Genomic DNA, 15,487 nt, shown 5'->3' on the forward strand with positions numbered 1-15,487 from the left:
AAGACCGACTGAAGAGGTGGTTGATCGCTGCTCTCATGGGACCAACGGCGCCGCGCGGCAGTCAATGCCGACGCCCGAACCCGGCCACCGGTTTACAGCGACGGCGGCGAGAACAGTGTGTGATCGACCACGTCACCTCCACCTTCCATGGGTCCCGCTGGGGCCTCAGGGGCTCACGGGACAGGGGGTGTTTACAAAGGTACCGTCGGTCAAGCCTAAAGGAGCAGTCAGGGTCGGGTCAGGAGGCGCCCCCGGTGGGCGCGCCGGACGGCGTGTCGGTCGCCGACGGCTCCGAGGTCGGGGGGTCGTCCCGGGGCGGATCGGAGGCGGGAGGCATGTCCTGCCCCTCCCACGACACCGCGCACGACGCGCCGCCCGCGCCCGAGCTCAGCACCACGTTCGCCTGTCCTGCCTGCGCGGGGTCGGCCGCCGCGACCGACAGCCGCGCCTTGGCGCCGGACTCCAGCACGCCGTTCGCCGGCGTCACGGTGAGGCCCTTGCCCGCGGACGCCCGCCAGGACAGGCCGCCGTCGCGCGCTGAGATGAGGATCACACCGGCGGCCTCGTCCCCGAGCTCTTTCGGACAGGACACGACAAGCCGGGCGGAAGGGACGGGCGGGCGCCGGGAGGGCGTGCGCGAGGCGGACGGCTTCGGGGCGGCGGTCGAGGCCGCGGGCGCCTCGGCGGCGCGGGCCCGGGTCCGCGTGGCGCTCGGCCGCGGCGCCGGGGAGGACGGCTCGGGCGCGACGGCGTCGGCCGGCTCGGGGGCGTAGCTGATCTGCAGTTCGCCGGGGGTACGGCTCGGGAAGCGCAGGGTCGTGGTGGACCCGTCGCGGTGGCCGGAGTCCTGGCCGGTGACCACGATCATCGCGCCGGTCGTGAGCAGTACGCAGGCCAGCGCGGCGAAGATCGGGGCGGCCTTGCGGCCCGGCCTGCCCCCCGGCCGGCGACGCACGGCCCGGGAGCGCCCGCGGCCGCCGGTCGCCTCCACCGCGGGGTACCTCGCGGTGACGGCGTGCCCGCGCTCCGGCGTGTCCTCGCTCTTGAACCCGTGCCTGGGGGTGTCGCCGGAGGCGGAGGACCCCTTCGCGCGGCGGTCCGGGCCCACGGGCGGGAAGCCGTTCTTGTCCAGGACGCCCGGGGCGGGCATGATCGCGGTCTTGGCCGCGTCGCGCTCCGACCTGCCGCAGGTCTCGGCGACCCGGCGGCGCAGCGACAGCGGCGGGAATCCCACGGGGAGGGTGTCGAGCAGGCGTTCCGCCGACACGCGGCGGTGGCGCCCCTCGGTGCACACCTCGCAGCCCGCGATGTGCCGGACCAGGCGCCGGCGCAGCGGCTGCGGCAGCGGGCCGTCGATGGAGTCCAGCAGCGCGGACAGGTCCGGGCAGTGGGCGCGGCCCGTCCTGGCGAGGATCACCGCGGCGGCGGCGTTCTCCAGGTGGTCGCGGGCCCGGGCGAGCCGCGTGCCGGTCTGGCGCGAGGTCAGCCCGACGACGGCGCCCACCTCCGCGGCGGTCAGGCCGTGCCGCACCCCCAGCAGCAGCACCTCGCGGTCCTTCTGCCCGAGCTCGCCCAGTGCCTCGCGGACGATCGCCGCGAGCTCCGGGTCCTCCTGGTTCTCGTCCGGGAGCGCGGTGCCGTGGACCGGCGTGCGCCCCTGGCGCGAAAGGCACTGATAGCGCGTCAGCGCGTACAGCCAGGCCCGCAGGCGGGCCGGCTCGCGCAGGGCGCCCGCCCGGCCATGGGCGGTGACGAACGCGTCGTGCACGGCGTCGGCCGCGGCGTCGGGGTCGTCGAGCAGTGAACAGGCATAGTCGTTGAGTCGGTCGGCGTAGTGGTCGTAGAGACCGTCCGCCGCGCGACCTTCCGCGCGGCGCAGGGCCTCCACCAGACGCTGGTCGTCAGCGCGGCCGGCGCTCGGCCATCCGGGCACGAATGTTCCTCCCCGCAGGACGGGAATCTGGTCGTTCGAAGCACTTGCTCACGAGAATTTCTCCTGCCCGCACCAGTCCCCACACGTACAGGACGTCCATTCTCCTCAAGCGGTTCACTCCGGATTGATTAATAATCAGCCGGTATGACCTGGGAAAATAGGGCCTTCTGGGGCCAGTGAAACCCGTGTGACAAAGCCTTGTCAATGAGAGTGCGGACCGTGACGTCGGACCGCCCGGCGGTGACGCGCAGCGATCTGTGGACCGTACGGAAGGCCGGTTCCGGTGACGCCCGTGTCTCCGGAACACGACAGGACGCCCGGCCCGGCGGGAACCGGGACCGGGCGTCATGGGGAGCGCCGAGGAGGGACGGGTCCCTACTGCCCGCTCCCGCCGCAGTTGGGCGCGCACAGGCGGCGCGAGATGCCTTCGAGGAAGACCTTGCGGATCTCCAGCGCGTTGCGGGGGAAGAACGCCTGGCCCTGCGTCGCCTGGGCGATGGCCCGCATCTGCCGGCGCCCGGCGGCGTCGTCGGCGCCGAGCGCCACGATGATCACGCTGATCGGCTGGGTACGGTCGAACTCGTCGCGCAGCTTCTTCAGGATCTCGCTGTTGGTGATGCCGCCCTCGGGGTCGTCGTTGCCGACGCCGTCGGTGAAGACGAGGATCGTGTTGATCTTGTCGGCCTCGTACTCGGCCTTCATCTTGTCGTAGGCGGCGGCCAGCGTGTCGTTGAGCCCGGTGTCGCCGGTCGCCTTCGCCCTCAGCCGTGACAGGGACCGGGTGATGACCTCCCGGCGCGGCACGCCGTTGAGTTTCTGGCCGATGGGGCCGACCGGCACCGTCTCGCGGTAGTCGACGCCCTGGCCGTTCAGGTTGGTGGAGAAGATCCAGGTGCCGGCCTCGGTCTTGTCCGGGAACAGCTTCAGCCCCTCGATCGCGGTCTGCGCGATGAGCCGCATGCGGTCGCCGGGGGCGCCGACGGCGGGCAGCGCCATCGTGCCCGAGATGTCCAGCAGGGCCAGCAGGCGGCCGCCGAGCTTGAGACGCGACCACGCCTGGGAGAGCCGGGTCACCTGGGCCGCATCGGGCATCTTGATGGCGCGCGGGGTCGCCGGGTCCAGGCCGTTCTCGCGGCCGAGCGCGGCCCCGCCCTTGCCGTCGGGGGTGCGGAAGCCGTGGTCGCGGACGGTCTTGCCGGCGTCCGCGCCGGTCAGCGCGGTGGCGAACTTCTTCGCCGCCTCGCGGGCCGCCTGCTCCTTGGCCGTGACGACGATCGGGTAGTCCAGGCTGATCGTCCCCTCGGCGGGGTAGAGCGCCACGATCGTGCCCGGCTTGGTCTTGTCGTTGTACGCCCACACGCCCTGCTCGGAGACGATGCCGATCGGCGCGCGCGAGGACTGCTTGGTCATGGTGGCGAACATGTTGGCGGGGGTGCTCACGGCGCTCTCGGAGAGCTGCCGCAGCACGCCCACGAGCTGCTCCTCGCCCGTCCCCGAGCCCTTCAGCACGCTCGCGCCCGCGAGGATCGCGCTCAGCCCGGCCGCGTTCACCGTCGGGTCCAGGGGCAGGACGCGGATGTTGCGGCCGATGCCGTCGGGGGTGGCGGCGTTGGCGGCCGACATCAGGCCGCTCCAGCTCGGCTCGCCGAAGGCGCCGCGCAGCTTCTCCACGACGCTCTTGGGCGCCGCGAGCACCACGGGGGAGCGTGCGGCCGAGCCGCTCGGCTCCGGCAGGCCCGCGCCCTTGTGCGAGGCGCGCAGCTTGGAGACCCACAGGCTGGAGTCCGGGATCCACAGGTCGGCGTCGAACTTCCCGCTGGTCGCGCCGGAGCCCGCGATGGCGTTGGTGACGCTCGCGGAGTCGCCGCTCTTCACCGCGACCGTGACGCACCCGTCTCCCTGCGGCGTGGCGGCGCCGTTGTACGCCGCGGCGATCTTGGCGATGGCGGGCTCGATGTCGGGGGAGGCGACGACGTTCAGGGCGACCTTGGCCACGCCGGCCTGGCCGCAGGTCCTGTCCCGGCTCACGATCACGTACGCGGCGACGCCGAGCAGCACCGCGAGCGCGACGGCGCCCGCGAGCGGTACCAGGACCTTGCCCCGGCTCGCCCGGCGGCGGCCCGCGGGCTCGTGATAAGGGTTGTAGCCGCCATCAAGGTCGTCAGTGCGGTGACGTCCGCCCACGTTGTCCTCTTCGGGTATTCGATCTCGTCCGGTTTCGGCGCGCTAGCAGCGACCATATAGCGAGATCCCGTGTAATGCTTACGGAACCCTAGCGTTCAGGACTAAATGGGTAAAACCAACCACATCCTGCCCTGATTACGGTATGTAGCGGCAAGCCGCGACTATCTGGACATAAGGCGATACATCTTGACTTGCCCCGAACGCGATGTAACGTGACCAGTGGATCACGGGAGCGGCGGCCGGGGGACGGCGGCCCGGCAGGGGGGTAGGGCTCGTGTCACCGGCGATCGAAGCCCACAGGGTCACATCGGATCACGCCATGGTCGCCTGGGCGGCCGGCGAGATGGCGCCGCGCGCCGTCGTGCCGGCCCACGGCCGGCCCGACCTGCTGGTCCTGCGCCTGGCCGGCCCCCGCTGCCCCGACGAGGTGCGCAGAGCCCTGCGCGGCTGCGAGTTCGTCCGCGAGGTCGTCGTGTCCGGCCACGTCTGCCGGGCCGTGGCCGATCCCGGCAGCGGGCCGCGCGTGGCCGCCGCCCTGCGCGCCGAGGGCCTGCCGGTGGCCGTGGTGATCCTTCAGTGGGGGCAGGAACGGCCCCGCCAGGCGTTGCCGCCCTCGCGCACCGCGACCGCCGCCAGCGTCAGCGCCACCGCCGGGTCGAACCACCACTACCCGAACGACGTCGCCACCAGACCGGCCGACACCCCGCCCGCCACCACGGCGCACAGTAGGTTCTGGGTGCCCTCGCCCGCGGTCGCCGCCGAGCCCAGCCGGGCGCCGAGCCGCCGCTTGGCGAGCCCGAGCGCCGGCATGCTGACCAGGCTGATCGTCGTGACCACGATGCCGAGCGCGGTCGGCGCGGCGCGCTGACCCGCCGCCAGGTCGTGGCACACGTGCAGGACCAGGTACGGGGCGAGGATCCAGAAGCTCACCGCCACGGCCCTGCGCGCCCGGTGCTCGGCGACGGGGGAGTGTAACCGCGCGCCGGTGAAGCGCCAGACGACGATGAGGCCGGCCAGGGCCTCGGCCAGGGACGACCACGCCCAGCCGATCAGCGCCACCGAGTGCGCCGAGACGCCCGCCGTCAGCCCGAGCGCGCTCTCGGCGCCGAGCCAGGCCAGCGTCACCACGGCGAGCGTGCGCGCCCGGCGCGCGTCGCGCAGCCAGGACGCCGCGGGGGCCGCGAGGCGCGTGCCCGGGTCCGGATCTGGCACCATGGCCCCCGATCATTGAGAAGCCGCCGCATCGACGGTCCGTAGCCTATCGGCTACCGAACGTGCCGGTCGGCGCCCGCGTGAGGCTGTGGACGAGCCGCGGGTCCCGCAAGCGAGGAGAGTCGCCCGTGCCGTTCACCCCGAGCCACGTCGCCGCGGTGATCCCTCTCATCTCCACCGCGCGGGTGCGCAAGGTGCTGGACCCGTGGGCGCTCGGCATCGGCTCCATGGTCCCCGACCTGCCGATGTTCCTGCCCTACCTCGACGCCTACAGCCGCTGGCACTCGCCGCTCGGCGTGGTCACCAACGACGTGCTCGCGACGGCCGTCCTGCTCGCCCTCTTCGCGCTGGTGTTCCGCGACCCGCTCACCGCGCTGCTCCCCGCCCCCGTCGCCGCCCGGGTCGCCGCGCTCCCCGGCCCGGCGTGGCGCGCCCCCCACACGATCGCGCTCGGCGCCGCCGCGGGCGCGGCCACCCACGTGCTCTGGGACTCCTTCACCCACGACTGGGGGGCCGAGTTCTGGGGGTGGAGCTGGATGAGCGCCTCCGTGTTCGGCTGGGTCCCCGGCTACCGGCTGATGCAGTACGCCTGCTCGGCCCTCGGCCTGGCCGCCGTCGCCTGGTGGGTCACGCGGGCGCTGCGCTCGCCTGGAACGATCCCGGCGCCGGTCCCGCCGCGCCTCGCGATGCCCGAGAAGCTGCGCCGGGCAGTGCTCGCCTGCACCGCCGCCGGCGCGTGCTGCACGGCCGCCGTCTGGCCTCTCGTCGACCCCCCGAATCCGGCCTTCGGCTGGGCACACGTCGTCACCAGAACCGGCGTCGGCCTGATCGTCGGCTTCTGCGTCGTCCTGACGACGTACACCCTCCTCTGGCACCTCACCCGATCGGTCCGAGCGCTCCGCCCATGACCCCACCCGCCCGATATCCCGTCGTTACGGGCGGCGGGCTCGGGTAGGGTGGCGGCGTGCATTTGTACTTCCTCTGAGGACGACGATCTCGGCCGCCTGTCCCGCCCCTGATGACCGGGGCCTCTGGGCGCGGCCGAGCGCAGCCATCGTCGTCGCCCATCTCAGTTTCCCGTCTCCACGTGTCGTGCCGAGGCGCGCGGGAGCCTGCTCTCGGAGGAAGCATGTCCAGCCCCCTTTCCCTACCGGCTCGCGCGCGGGCTCACCTCAACGCCACCGATCTCCATCTCGCCCGTGGCGGCCGGCCGGTCCTGACCGGCGTGGACCTGACGGTCTCTCCCGGCGACCGCCTCGGCGTGGTCGGTGAGAACGGCCGCGGGAAGACCACGCTGCTGCAGGTGCTCGCCGGAACCCTCGAACCCGACTCGGGCACGGTGCGCCGAACCGGCTCGATCGGCGTGGCCGACCAGGAGATCCCGATCGCCCTCGACCGTACGGTGGGCGATCTCATCGACGTCGAGCTCGTCCAGGTACGCGCCGTCCTCGCGGCTTTCGAGCAGGCGAGCCTCGCGCTCGTCGAGGAGCGTCCCGGTGCCGAGCAGGCCTACACCACCGCGCTGGAGGCGGCGGACTCCCTCGACGCGTGGGACGCCGACCGCCGCGTCGACCTGTCGCTCGCCGCCCTGGGCGCGGTGCACGACCGCGGCCGCCCGCTGGGCGATCTGTCCGTGGGGCAGCGCTACCGGATCAGGCTGGCCTGCCTGCTCGGCGCCGGGCACGATCTGCTGCTGCTGGACGAGCCCACCAACCACCTCGACGCCGACGGCCTGGACCATCTGACCGCCGAGCTGCGCGCGCATCCCGGCGGAGTGGTGCTGGTCAGCCACGACCGCGCGTTGCTGGCCGACGTCGTCACCACGGTGCTGGACCTCGACCCGACCAGTGACGGGCGTCCCCGTGTCTACGGAGGCGGGTACGCCGGCTACCGGGAAGGCGGACGCGCCGAACGGGAACGCTGGGAGAACACCTACCGAGACCAGCAGAGCGAACGGCAGCGGCTCGCGCAGGACCTGTCCGCGGCGCGGAACCGGCTGTCCAGCGGGTGGCGCCCGGAGAAGGGCACCGGCAAGCACACGCGCGCCACCCGGGCACCGTCGCTGGTCCGTGCGGTGCACCGCCGGCAGGAGGAACTCGAGGCGCACGTCGTCGACGTGCCCGAGCCGCCGGCGCGGTTCCGGTTCCCGCACCTGGAGGCGCCCCAGGGGGTGACGCTCCTGCGGGCCGACGAGGTGACGGTACGCGGCCGGCTCGATACGCCGCGGTCGGTGCACCTGCGTGCCGGTGACCGCCTGGTGATCACCGGTCCCAACGGCTCCGGCAAGTCGAGCCTGCTGTCCGTGCTCGCGGGAACGCTGACGCCTGACAGGGGGAGCGTCCAGCGCAAGCACGGCGCGCGGCTCGGCCTGCTCGCGCAGGAGTCGCCGGTGACGTCGCGACGGCGGGCCCTCGAGGTGTACGACGCCGTCGTCAGCCGGCTCGTCAGCTCAGGCGAGCTCGACGAGAACGCCGTCATCGGGTTCACCCAGCTCGGGCTGCTGCCCTCCGGCGCCGCGCACAAGCCGGTGGCCGAGCTGTCGGTCGGCCAGCAACGGCGGCTCGACCTGGCGATGCTGCTGGCCACCCGGCCACAGGTGATGCTGCTCGACGAGCCGACCAACCACCTGTCGATGACCCTGGTAGAGGAGCTGACACAGGCGCTGGCCACGACTGGGGCGGCCGTCGTGCTGGCCACCCACGACCGGCAACTCCTGCGCGACACGGCGGACTGGCCCCGGCTCGGCCTCTGAGACGGTCTCGCGCAACCCGACGGGGGCGGATGATCGGGCGCACCGAGCCGGCTCACCGGCTCGGTGTGGCCCCGCCCGACCAGGGCCCGTGCGCGCGGCTTGCGGGATTCCGGTGGGTCATACGCTTGTCGCATGCCTGAGCTCATCGAGGTGGAGGACCCTGAGGATCCTCGGTTGCGGGACTATGTGCGGTTGCGGGACGTCGAGCTGCGGAAGAGTCTGGAGGGCGGCCGGGGACTGTTCATCGCCGAGGGGGAGAAGGTCATACGGCGGGCCGTCGCCACCGGGTATCCGGTCAGGTCGGTGCTCACCACTCCTCGCTGGCTCCCCGGGCTCGCGGACGTTCTCGGTGGCGCGCGCGTCTACCTCGTCTCCGATGAGGTGATGGCGGGCATCGCGGGGTTCGCCGTTCACCGCGGCGCCCTCGCGTCCATGGGCCGGGTCGAGCTTCCCACGGTGAAGGCGCTGCTCACAGCAGAGCGCGCGGGCGGCGCGCGGGACGTGGCGGAGGGTTCGGGCCATGGGGCCTTCGCCGGGACACCTCGGCGGGTTCTGGTGCTGGAGGATCTGGTCGATCACGGCAACGTCGGCGCGATCTTCCGGTGTGCCGCCGCGCTCGGGGTCGAGGCGGTGATCCTGTCGCCCCGGTGCGCCGACCCGCTGTACCGCAGGTCGGTGAAGGTGTCCATGGGCGCGGTGTTCGCCGTCCCGTACGCGCGCATGACGAACTGGCACGCCGGGCTGGACGAACTGCGCGAGCTGGGGTTCCGTACGCTGGCGCTCACCCCCGACCAGACCGCGACGCCGATCGACGAGGCGGTCATGGGCCCCCGCGTGGCCCTGCTCCTCGGCTCGGAGGGCGACGGCCTGTCGTCCCGCTGGCTGCGCGAGGCCGACGAGGCCGTCCGCATCCCGATGAGCCCCCAGGCGATGAGCCTCGGCGTCGACTCCCTGAACGTGGTCGCCGCCGCCGCCATCGCCTGCCACGGCCTCATGCGCGGCGCCCCGGCCGGCGGCTGACGCCGGACGAGTCCCCGGCCGGCCGGACGAACGCTAGGCGGCCGCCGCGGCGGCGGTGGCCGCGTCGAGGAGGGAGCGGGCGGTGCGGTAGCGGGCGGCGTCGGTGCGCTCGCCGAGGATCACGCCGATGTAGGTGCGGCCGTCCCGGGCCGCGGCGAACATCAGGCAGTAGCCCGCCGGGCGGGTGTAGCCGGTCTTCAGCCCCTGGGCGTCGTCGGGCAGCAGCCTGTTGGTGTTCTTCCACACGTGGCCGCGGTGCAGCGGCGTCTTGGCCACCGCGTGCCGTTTCGTACCGGCCACCTGCGCCACGATCGGGTCGGCGAGGACGGTTTTGGCCAGCGTGACCTGGTCGAACGCGGTCGAATGGTCACCGCCGGGCTGCGGCATGCCGTCGGGGTTGGTGTAGAAGGTGTCCCGCATGCCGAGCGAGCGCGCGGCGGCGTTCATCTTGCCCACGAACCGCCGCACGCCGGGCCCGTACGTGCGGGCCAGCGCGCCCGCGGCGTCCGCGCCCGAGGGCAGCAGCAGCGCGTACAGCAGGTCGCGCACGGACAGCCGCTCGCCGGCCTTCAGGCCGGCGCGCGCGGCGCCGTTCGCGGCGGCGTGCCGCACGTCGGCCTTGGTGATGGTCACCACCGCGTCCAGGGAGGCGGACCTGCGCACGACGTACGCCGTCATGATCTTGGTGAGGCTCGCCACGGGGACACGCCGGGTCTCCCGCCGCGCGAACTGCGGAGTCCCGGTCGCCGCGTCGATCAGGTAGACCTCCTTGGCGGTGACGCGCGGGGCGGTGGTGCGGGCGTGGGCCGGGCCGGCCAGGCCCGCCACGGCCAGCAGCGCGGCCATGACGGCGACGGTCAGCATGCGCATCCGCATATGATCGCACGGCCACTCCGGCGATTCGCCCTTCGACGCGGCATCCGTCCCTGTTCTGGGAGTTTCCGGCCCTACTGCGCACTGCAAGTAGACGGCAAGTAGGGAGCAACCATCTAGGCGTACACCTTTGAATGAGCGAAAGGGGAGGATCATGAGGACGCGGAGGGGCCTGGCCCCGGGGCTGGTGCCGATCGTGGTGAGTGGCACGGCCACCGTGTTCAAACTGATCGTCGCCTGCCTGACCGTCGCCGGCGCCTACTTCGGCGCGGTGGCGATGGGCCCTGACCAGGGCACGGCGGAGGGAACGGCCGCGGGCCGGCCCGCCATCAGGACCGTCACCCTCTCCGCGCGCGCCCTGCCCGCCGAGGACGCCCGCGTCCCCCGGCCGGGCACCGTCGCCGCGGCCCTCGCCGACGCCGGGCCGTCCTGCCGCCGCGTCTACCACGTCCAGAGCGTGATCGACCCCGCCGGCGAGCCGATCGTCTACGAGTGGCGCCTGGCCCGCTGGAGCGCCTCCGCCCACGCCTGGCGGACCTACCTCGTCTCCGCGACCGCCGGGTTCATGGGCGGGCAGCGCACGGTCGAGTGGTACCCGCGCGTCGTCGGCAACCCCGGCTGGTACCGGGCCGAGCTGTCGATCAGGGGCGAGGCGGACGCCGGCCCGCGCCGGACGGTGACCGGCGAGAGGTTCCAGATCAGCTGCTGACCGGGTTCCCCGGGTCCAGCGCCTTGCGCGCCGCGGCCACCCACCGGGGGACGCGCACCCGCTCGGCCACCGCGAGCGCCTTGCGGTAGTGCCGCTCGGCCTCGGCGGGCTGCCCGATGCGCACCGCCAGGTCGCCCAGCGTCTGGGCCACCGGCCACAGGGCCACGACCCCGGTGCCCGCTCCGGCGATCCGGTCGGAGAACGGCCCGAGCGTGGAGTAGGCGTCCTGCATCCGGTCGCGGTCGCCGAGCAGCATGCCCGCCAGCGCCCGCCACGTCATGGCCAGCTCGTACAGGAAGTCGGGACGCACGGGCGTCCGCGTCGCGGCCACCGCGCGGGCGTCCTTCAGGTGGCCCGCCGAGGCGAGCGCGACGGCGTAGGCGTCCAGGGTCCACTTGGCGCCGCGCCGGTGCGCCTCCTCCAGCGGCTCCACCATGTCCTCGGCCTTGCCGTCGACCAGGTGCAGGCAGAACGCGGTGATCAGCGGCAGGTCCTGGCGGCCCTCCAGCATGCCGGCCCGCGCCGTGAGGCTGGCCGCCCTGCGGTAGGCGCGCTCGGCCCCGGCGTAGTCGCCGGTGATCATCATGCGCATGCCCGCGTACCAGGCCCCGACGGCCGGGGGCGCGGGCAGGTCGTACCGCTTGGCCAGCCGCTCGGCCGCGCCGACCTGCGCGTCCGCCTCGGCGAAGTCGCCGCGCGCCGCCGCGCACTCCATCAGCACCAGGTGGGCCAGCGCCTGCACCGCGATCTGCCCGGAGGCCGCGCCGACCTCCAGCAGCTCGCGGCCGATGGCCTCGCGCTCGTCGACGACCGTGATGACGTACGACTGGCGCAGCCGCCCGCTCAGCGCGACGGCCAGCAGCGCCGGGTCGCCGCTCTGCCGGGCCAGTTCCTCGGCCTCCAGGGACGCCTCGTACCCGCGGCCGGTCGCCGAGCCCTCCAGCTCCAGCGCCAGCGTGGCCAGCAGGCTCGCCCGCAGGGACTGCTCGCCGGGCGGCAGCTCGATCAGCGCGCGCTCGGTGACGTCGACGATCTCCCACGCCGTGCGGGTCAGGTCGCGGGCGATGCCCTTGTGCGGCACGGCCACCGAGGCGGCGATCCGCGCGGTCAGCTCCAGGTCGCCGAGCGGCAGCGCCGCGTCCATCGCCTCGCGGCGCCGCGCGCGTGCGGCCGTCATGTCCCCGGCCAGCGCCAGCGCCTTGATCAGCCGGAGCTGCAGCAGCAGGCGCTCCTTGGACGGCGGCCCGCCCGGGCGGGCGCGGTCGAAGGCGGCGATGGCCCGCTCCCACAGCGTCGCCGCCTCGCGGTGGGCGAACCGGCGCTCGGCCTGCTCGGCGGCCAGGCCCGCGTAGTGGACGGCCTTCGCGGCGGTCTCGGCGGTGCCCGCGGCGTCGTAGTGGTGGGCCAGCGCGGCGACGTCGGACGGCGAGCGGCTCTCGATCACCGAGGCGACCGCGGCGTGCAGGCGCGACCTGCGCAGCCGGGAGGCGTCCGAGTACAGGGTGTCGCGGACCAGGTCGTGGTCGAAGCGCAGCATGCCGGGGCCCGGCTCGGTGACCAGCCCGGCCAGCAGGGCGGCCTCGACCGCGTCGACCACGGCCTCCTCGTCGCCGGAGACGTCCACCAGCACGTCGATGTCGACGTCCCTGCCGATCACCGCCGCCTGCAACAGGATCTGCTGGGCCGTCACCGGCAGCCGGGTGATACGGCGGCGCAGCACGTCCCGCACGCCGGAGGGCACCTCGGAGATCACCTCGGCCGCGGTGGCCCGGCCGCCGCCGCCCTCGGAGTCCAGCAGGCGGACGGTCTCGCGGACGAAGAACGGGTTGCCGCCCGTGCGCTCGACGATCGTGCCGACGGCGTCCTCGTCCACCTCGCGCACGCAGGTGGCGCGGACCAGCTCGGCCACGGCGTCCCCGTCCAGCCCTTCCAGGCCGACCCGGACGGGCCCGAGCCGGGCGAGCGCCGCGAGCACGTCGGACTGCTGGTCGTTCAGCTCGCCGTCGCGGCAGGTCACCACGAGCAGCACGCGGCTGGCCGCCAGCAGGCTGGGCAGGGCGCGCAGCAGCGCGATCGTCTGGTCGTCCGCCCAGTGCAGGTCCTCAAGGACGATCAGCACGGGGGCCTCGCGGGCGATGGCCGCGATGTAGCCGCCGACCGCGCGGTGCAGGCGGAAACCGCCGGACGCCTGGTCGTCGTCGTCGCCGGGCGCGGCGTCGTCCAGCAGCGGCGCGAGCAGCGTGCCGTACTCGCCGGTGCCGCGCGCGGCGACCAGCGTGCGCAGGACCTCCACCCACGCCCAGCCGGGGGGCGTGGCGCTGCTGTCGGGGCAGCCGCCCGAGGCGGTGATCCACCGCTGGGCGCCGAGCGTGAGCCCGAGCTGGCGCACCAGCGTCGTCTTGCCCGCGCCGGGGTCGCCGCTGACCACGGCGGCGGTGAACCGCCCGGCCATGGCGTGCGGGGCCGCGCCGGTGAGCCGGTCCAGCTCGGCGTCCCGGCCGACGAACGGCTCGGCCGCCAGGGGCGGCAGGTCGCCGGTCGGGCTCTCCGGGCGCGGCGGCCAGGTGCCGGCCGGCTCGGCGAAGCGCGGGCGCTGGGGGAGGACCAGCTCCAGGGACGGATCCTGGGAGAGGATGTCCGACTCCATCTTGCGCAGCGCGGGACCGGGGTCGATGCCGAGCTCGTCGGCCAGCGTCGTGCGGGCACGGCGCAGCGCCGCCAGCGCGTCGCCCTGCCGGCCGCAGCGGTACAGGCCGAGGGCGAGCAGCCGCCAGCCCTCCTCGCGCAGGGGGTGCTCGGTGGTCAGCGCCTCCAGGTCGGGGACGGTCTCGGCGTGCAGGCCGAGGCGCAGCCCGGCGTCGGCGTGCCGCTCGCGGGCGACGAGCCGCAGCTCCGCCAGCCTGCTGACCTCCGCCTCCGCCCAGTGGTGCTCGGCGAAGTCGGCGTAGGGCGTGCCGCGCCACAGGCCGAGCGAGGTCTCCAGGCTCGCGCGGGCCGGCTCCGGGTCGTCGTTGTCGAGGTACTTGCCCGCCGCGCGGACCATGCCCTCGAAGCTCAGCGCGTCGACCTGGTCGGGCGTGGTGCGCAGGGCGTACCCGGACGCGACGGTGACCAGCAGGCGGTTGGGCCCGCCGCGCGGGCGTCCCGGCTCCAGGACGCGGCGCAGCCGGGAGATGTAGACCTGGAGCCCGGACTGCGCGCCTTTGGCCCCTTCGTCGGTCCACAGGTCGAACAGCAGCGTGTCGACGGGCACGACCTGGCCACGGGCGACGAGCAACCGGGCGAGGACGGCACGCTGGCGCAGCCCGCCGAGGTCGACCTCGCGCTCGTCGTCGTACGCCTCGACCGGGCCGAGCACGCGGAACGTCACCATCTCAGCCACGCCGTCAGCCACGTCAGCACCCTGCCAGTCATGTCAGCCGCAACGCTATGCGCGCCCGTGAAGCACGCACAAGCCGTTCGCCAAGGCCCGCCCTTCTCCTGGTATCCGCCCGTTATAGAGCGCTACGGTGCGATCACCCGGAAATGAGGCTACAGGTTCCCGCGCGGCCGGAGCGCACCGAGCGGGTCAGGCGCGGGTCGCGGGCTCCGGTGAGCGCCGGTCGCGGTCCTTGGCGTCGCGCCTGCGCAGCAGCGACCAGCCCCCGAGGGCGAGGCCGCCCCAGGGGATCTCGATCGTGTAGGTCCAGAAGCCGAACAGGATGGCCGCGGCGAGCGCCGAGCCCGACGGCTCGCCGAAGGCGATCAGCAGCGAGGCCGTGCCGCCCTCCATGATGCCCGCGCCGCTCGGGGTGATCAGCGCGCTGGTCAGCACCCGGCTCACCGCGAACACCGCGACGGTCTCCGCCGGGCCGGGGTAGGCGCCGGTGGCGACCAGGCAGGCCGTCATGATCAGGCACTGGAACCCCAGGAAGCCGACCATGCCGAGCGACAGCCCGAGCGAGCCCTTGCGGACGATCTCGGCGGTGTCGGTGCGCAGGCGCTGGATCGCGCCGGACGCGGCGTGCTCGGCGGGGCGGATCCTGCGGGGCAGCGCCCCGAGCACCCGGTCGAGGACGCGGCCGAGCACGGCCGCCGCCCGCTCCCAGTACAGGGCCGAGGCCATCACGGCCACCAGGATCAGGATCGAGACCGCCCCGCCCCAGGCGGCGCTGACGACGCGCTCGTCGGGGATGCGCCCGGCGACGAGCAGGGCGATGATGCCGATCGCGGGCAGGATGAACCGGAACAGCGTGTTCCACACGCCGGTGACCACGGCGTACACCACGACGGGCCGGGTGGCGAACCCCCAGCCCTTGGTCATGCCGAAGGTCAGCGCGAGGCCCGCGGCCCCGCCGAACGGCAGCAGGTTGCTGACCGCGCTGCCCGCGGCGTTCAGCGTCAGCGCCTGCAGGTGGGTCAGGCCCGGCAGCGCGGAGGTCATCACGAACGTGTAGGCGTACAGGCTGGCCAGCCACAGCACGGTCATCAGCAGGACCATCGGAACGCTCATGGCGGCGAACTGCGCGCCGATCTCGCCCCAGCTCACGGTCGCGCCGGTGAGGCCGTGGACGATCTGCGGCAGGAACACCACGAGCAGGACCGCCAGGGCCAGCGAGGCCGTCGACAGGCCCGCCTTGACCCATTTGCCGCTCATCAGGGTGCTCCCATCAATGTGCCGTGATCTGTGCCGTGATCTATGTCGGGATCTGTGCCGGGATCTGCACGCGTCCCCGCCCGGTGACCCCGCCCCAGCGGGGGGCCCTCGCAACGAGGCTACCCGCGGCCTCCGGGCGGCGACGCGCTCTCCAGTCTGGGGCGGCCC

Annotated in this window: 10 protein-coding genes; 4 read left to right on the forward strand and 6 right to left on the reverse strand. The window is 73.9% G+C overall.

The window, feature by feature from the left end; all coding sequences use genetic code 11:
* Window positions 1-238: 238 nt before the first annotated feature.
* From BJ981_RS19840 to BJ981_RS19850, 3 genes are all read right to left on the reverse strand, one after another.
* Window positions 239-1,933: an RNA polymerase sigma factor gene (locus BJ981_RS19840; protein WP_184612803.1), complete on the reverse strand. Its 1,695-nt coding sequence runs from the start codon at window positions 1,931-1,933 to the stop codon at window positions 239-241.
* 375 nt (window positions 1,934-2,308) lie between these two features.
* Window positions 2,309-4,117, reverse strand: coding sequence for a substrate-binding and VWA domain-containing protein (locus BJ981_RS19845; protein WP_184612804.1), 1,809 nt, complete (start codon window positions 4,115-4,117; stop codon window positions 2,309-2,311).
* A gap of 666 nt (window positions 4,118-4,783) precedes the next feature.
* The gene (locus BJ981_RS19850; RefSeq protein WP_239139681.1) at window positions 4,784-5,332 is read right to left on the reverse strand and encodes a cation diffusion facilitator family transporter; all 549 of its coding nucleotides are present in this window, start codon (window positions 5,330-5,332) and stop codon (window positions 4,784-4,786) included.
* A 125-nt stretch (window positions 5,333-5,457) separates the two neighbouring features.
* Here BJ981_RS19850 and BJ981_RS19855 point away from each other — a divergent pair, with 125 nt between their 5' ends.
* From BJ981_RS19855 to BJ981_RS19865, 3 genes are all read left to right on the forward strand, one after another.
* The gene (locus BJ981_RS19855) at window positions 5,458-6,237 is read left to right on the forward strand and encodes a DUF4184 family protein (protein ID WP_184612805.1); all 780 of its coding nucleotides are present in this window, start codon (window positions 5,458-5,460) and stop codon (window positions 6,235-6,237) included.
* A 221-nt stretch (window positions 6,238-6,458) separates the two neighbouring features.
* Window positions 6,459-8,081, forward strand: a complete 1,623-nt coding sequence (locus BJ981_RS19860; RefSeq protein WP_184612806.1) for an ABC-F family ATP-binding cassette domain-containing protein — start codon at window positions 6,459-6,461, stop codon at window positions 8,079-8,081.
* A gap of 132 nt (window positions 8,082-8,213) precedes the next feature.
* A complete protein-coding gene (locus BJ981_RS19865; RefSeq protein ID WP_184612807.1) occupies window positions 8,214-9,101 on the forward strand; it encodes a TrmH family RNA methyltransferase in 888 nt (295 codons plus the stop codon).
* A gap of 33 nt (window positions 9,102-9,134) precedes the next feature.
* Here the strand turns inward: BJ981_RS19865 and BJ981_RS19870 are convergent, their stop codons facing one another.
* Entirely contained in the window at window positions 9,135-9,971 is an 837-nt protein-coding gene (locus tag BJ981_RS19870; RefSeq protein WP_239139682.1) for a D-alanyl-D-alanine carboxypeptidase family protein, read from the reverse strand.
* 157 nt (window positions 9,972-10,128) lie between these two features.
* Here BJ981_RS19870 and BJ981_RS19875 point away from each other — a divergent pair, with 157 nt between their 5' ends.
* The gene (locus tag BJ981_RS19875) at window positions 10,129-10,683 is read left to right on the forward strand and encodes a hypothetical protein (RefSeq protein WP_184612809.1); all 555 of its coding nucleotides are present in this window, start codon (window positions 10,129-10,131) and stop codon (window positions 10,681-10,683) included.
* Here BJ981_RS19875 and BJ981_RS19880 read toward each other — a convergent pair.
* Both BJ981_RS19880 and BJ981_RS19885 read right to left on the reverse strand, forming a co-directional pair.
* Window positions 10,673-14,077: an ATP-binding protein gene (locus BJ981_RS19880; RefSeq protein ID WP_239139683.1), complete on the reverse strand. Its 3,405-nt coding sequence runs from the start codon at window positions 14,075-14,077 to the stop codon at window positions 10,673-10,675. The genes BJ981_RS19875 and BJ981_RS19880 overlap by 11 nt on opposite strands.
* A 174-nt stretch (window positions 14,078-14,251) precedes the next feature.
* Window positions 14,252-15,319, reverse strand: a complete 1,068-nt coding sequence (locus tag BJ981_RS19885) for a lysylphosphatidylglycerol synthase domain-containing protein (RefSeq protein WP_184612810.1) — start codon at window positions 15,317-15,319, stop codon at window positions 14,252-14,254.
* Window positions 15,320-15,487: the final 168 nt, after the last annotated feature.

The organism is Sphaerisporangium krabiense, from assembly GCF_014200435.1.
GTDB lineage: Bacteria > Actinomycetota > Actinomycetes > Streptosporangiales > Streptosporangiaceae > Sphaerisporangium > Sphaerisporangium krabiense.

Excerpts from the sequence above, each read along its gene's own strand:
- BJ981_RS19860 (WP_184612806.1), top strand. The coding sequence starts at position 6,459 with ATGTCCAGCCCCCTTTCCCTACCGGCTCGCGCGCGGGCTCACCTCAAC.
- BJ981_RS19875 (WP_184612809.1), top strand. The coding sequence starts at position 10,129 with ATGAGGACGCGGAGGGGCCTGGCCCCGGGGCTGGTGCCGATCGTGGTG.
- BJ981_RS19870 (WP_239139682.1), bottom strand. The coding sequence starts at position 9,971 with ATGCGCATGCTGACCGTCGCCGTCATGGCCGCGCTGCTGGCCGTGGCG.
- BJ981_RS19865 (WP_184612807.1), top strand. The coding sequence starts at position 8,214 with ATGCCTGAGCTCATCGAGGTGGAGGACCCTGAGGATCCTCGGTTGCGG.
- BJ981_RS19850 (WP_239139681.1), bottom strand. The coding sequence starts at position 5,332 with ATGGTGCCAGATCCGGACCCGGGCACGCGCCTCGCGGCCCCCGCGGCG.
- BJ981_RS19885 (WP_184612810.1), bottom strand. The coding sequence starts at position 15,319 with ATGAGCGGCAAATGGGTCAAGGCGGGCCTGTCGACGGCCTCGCTGGCC.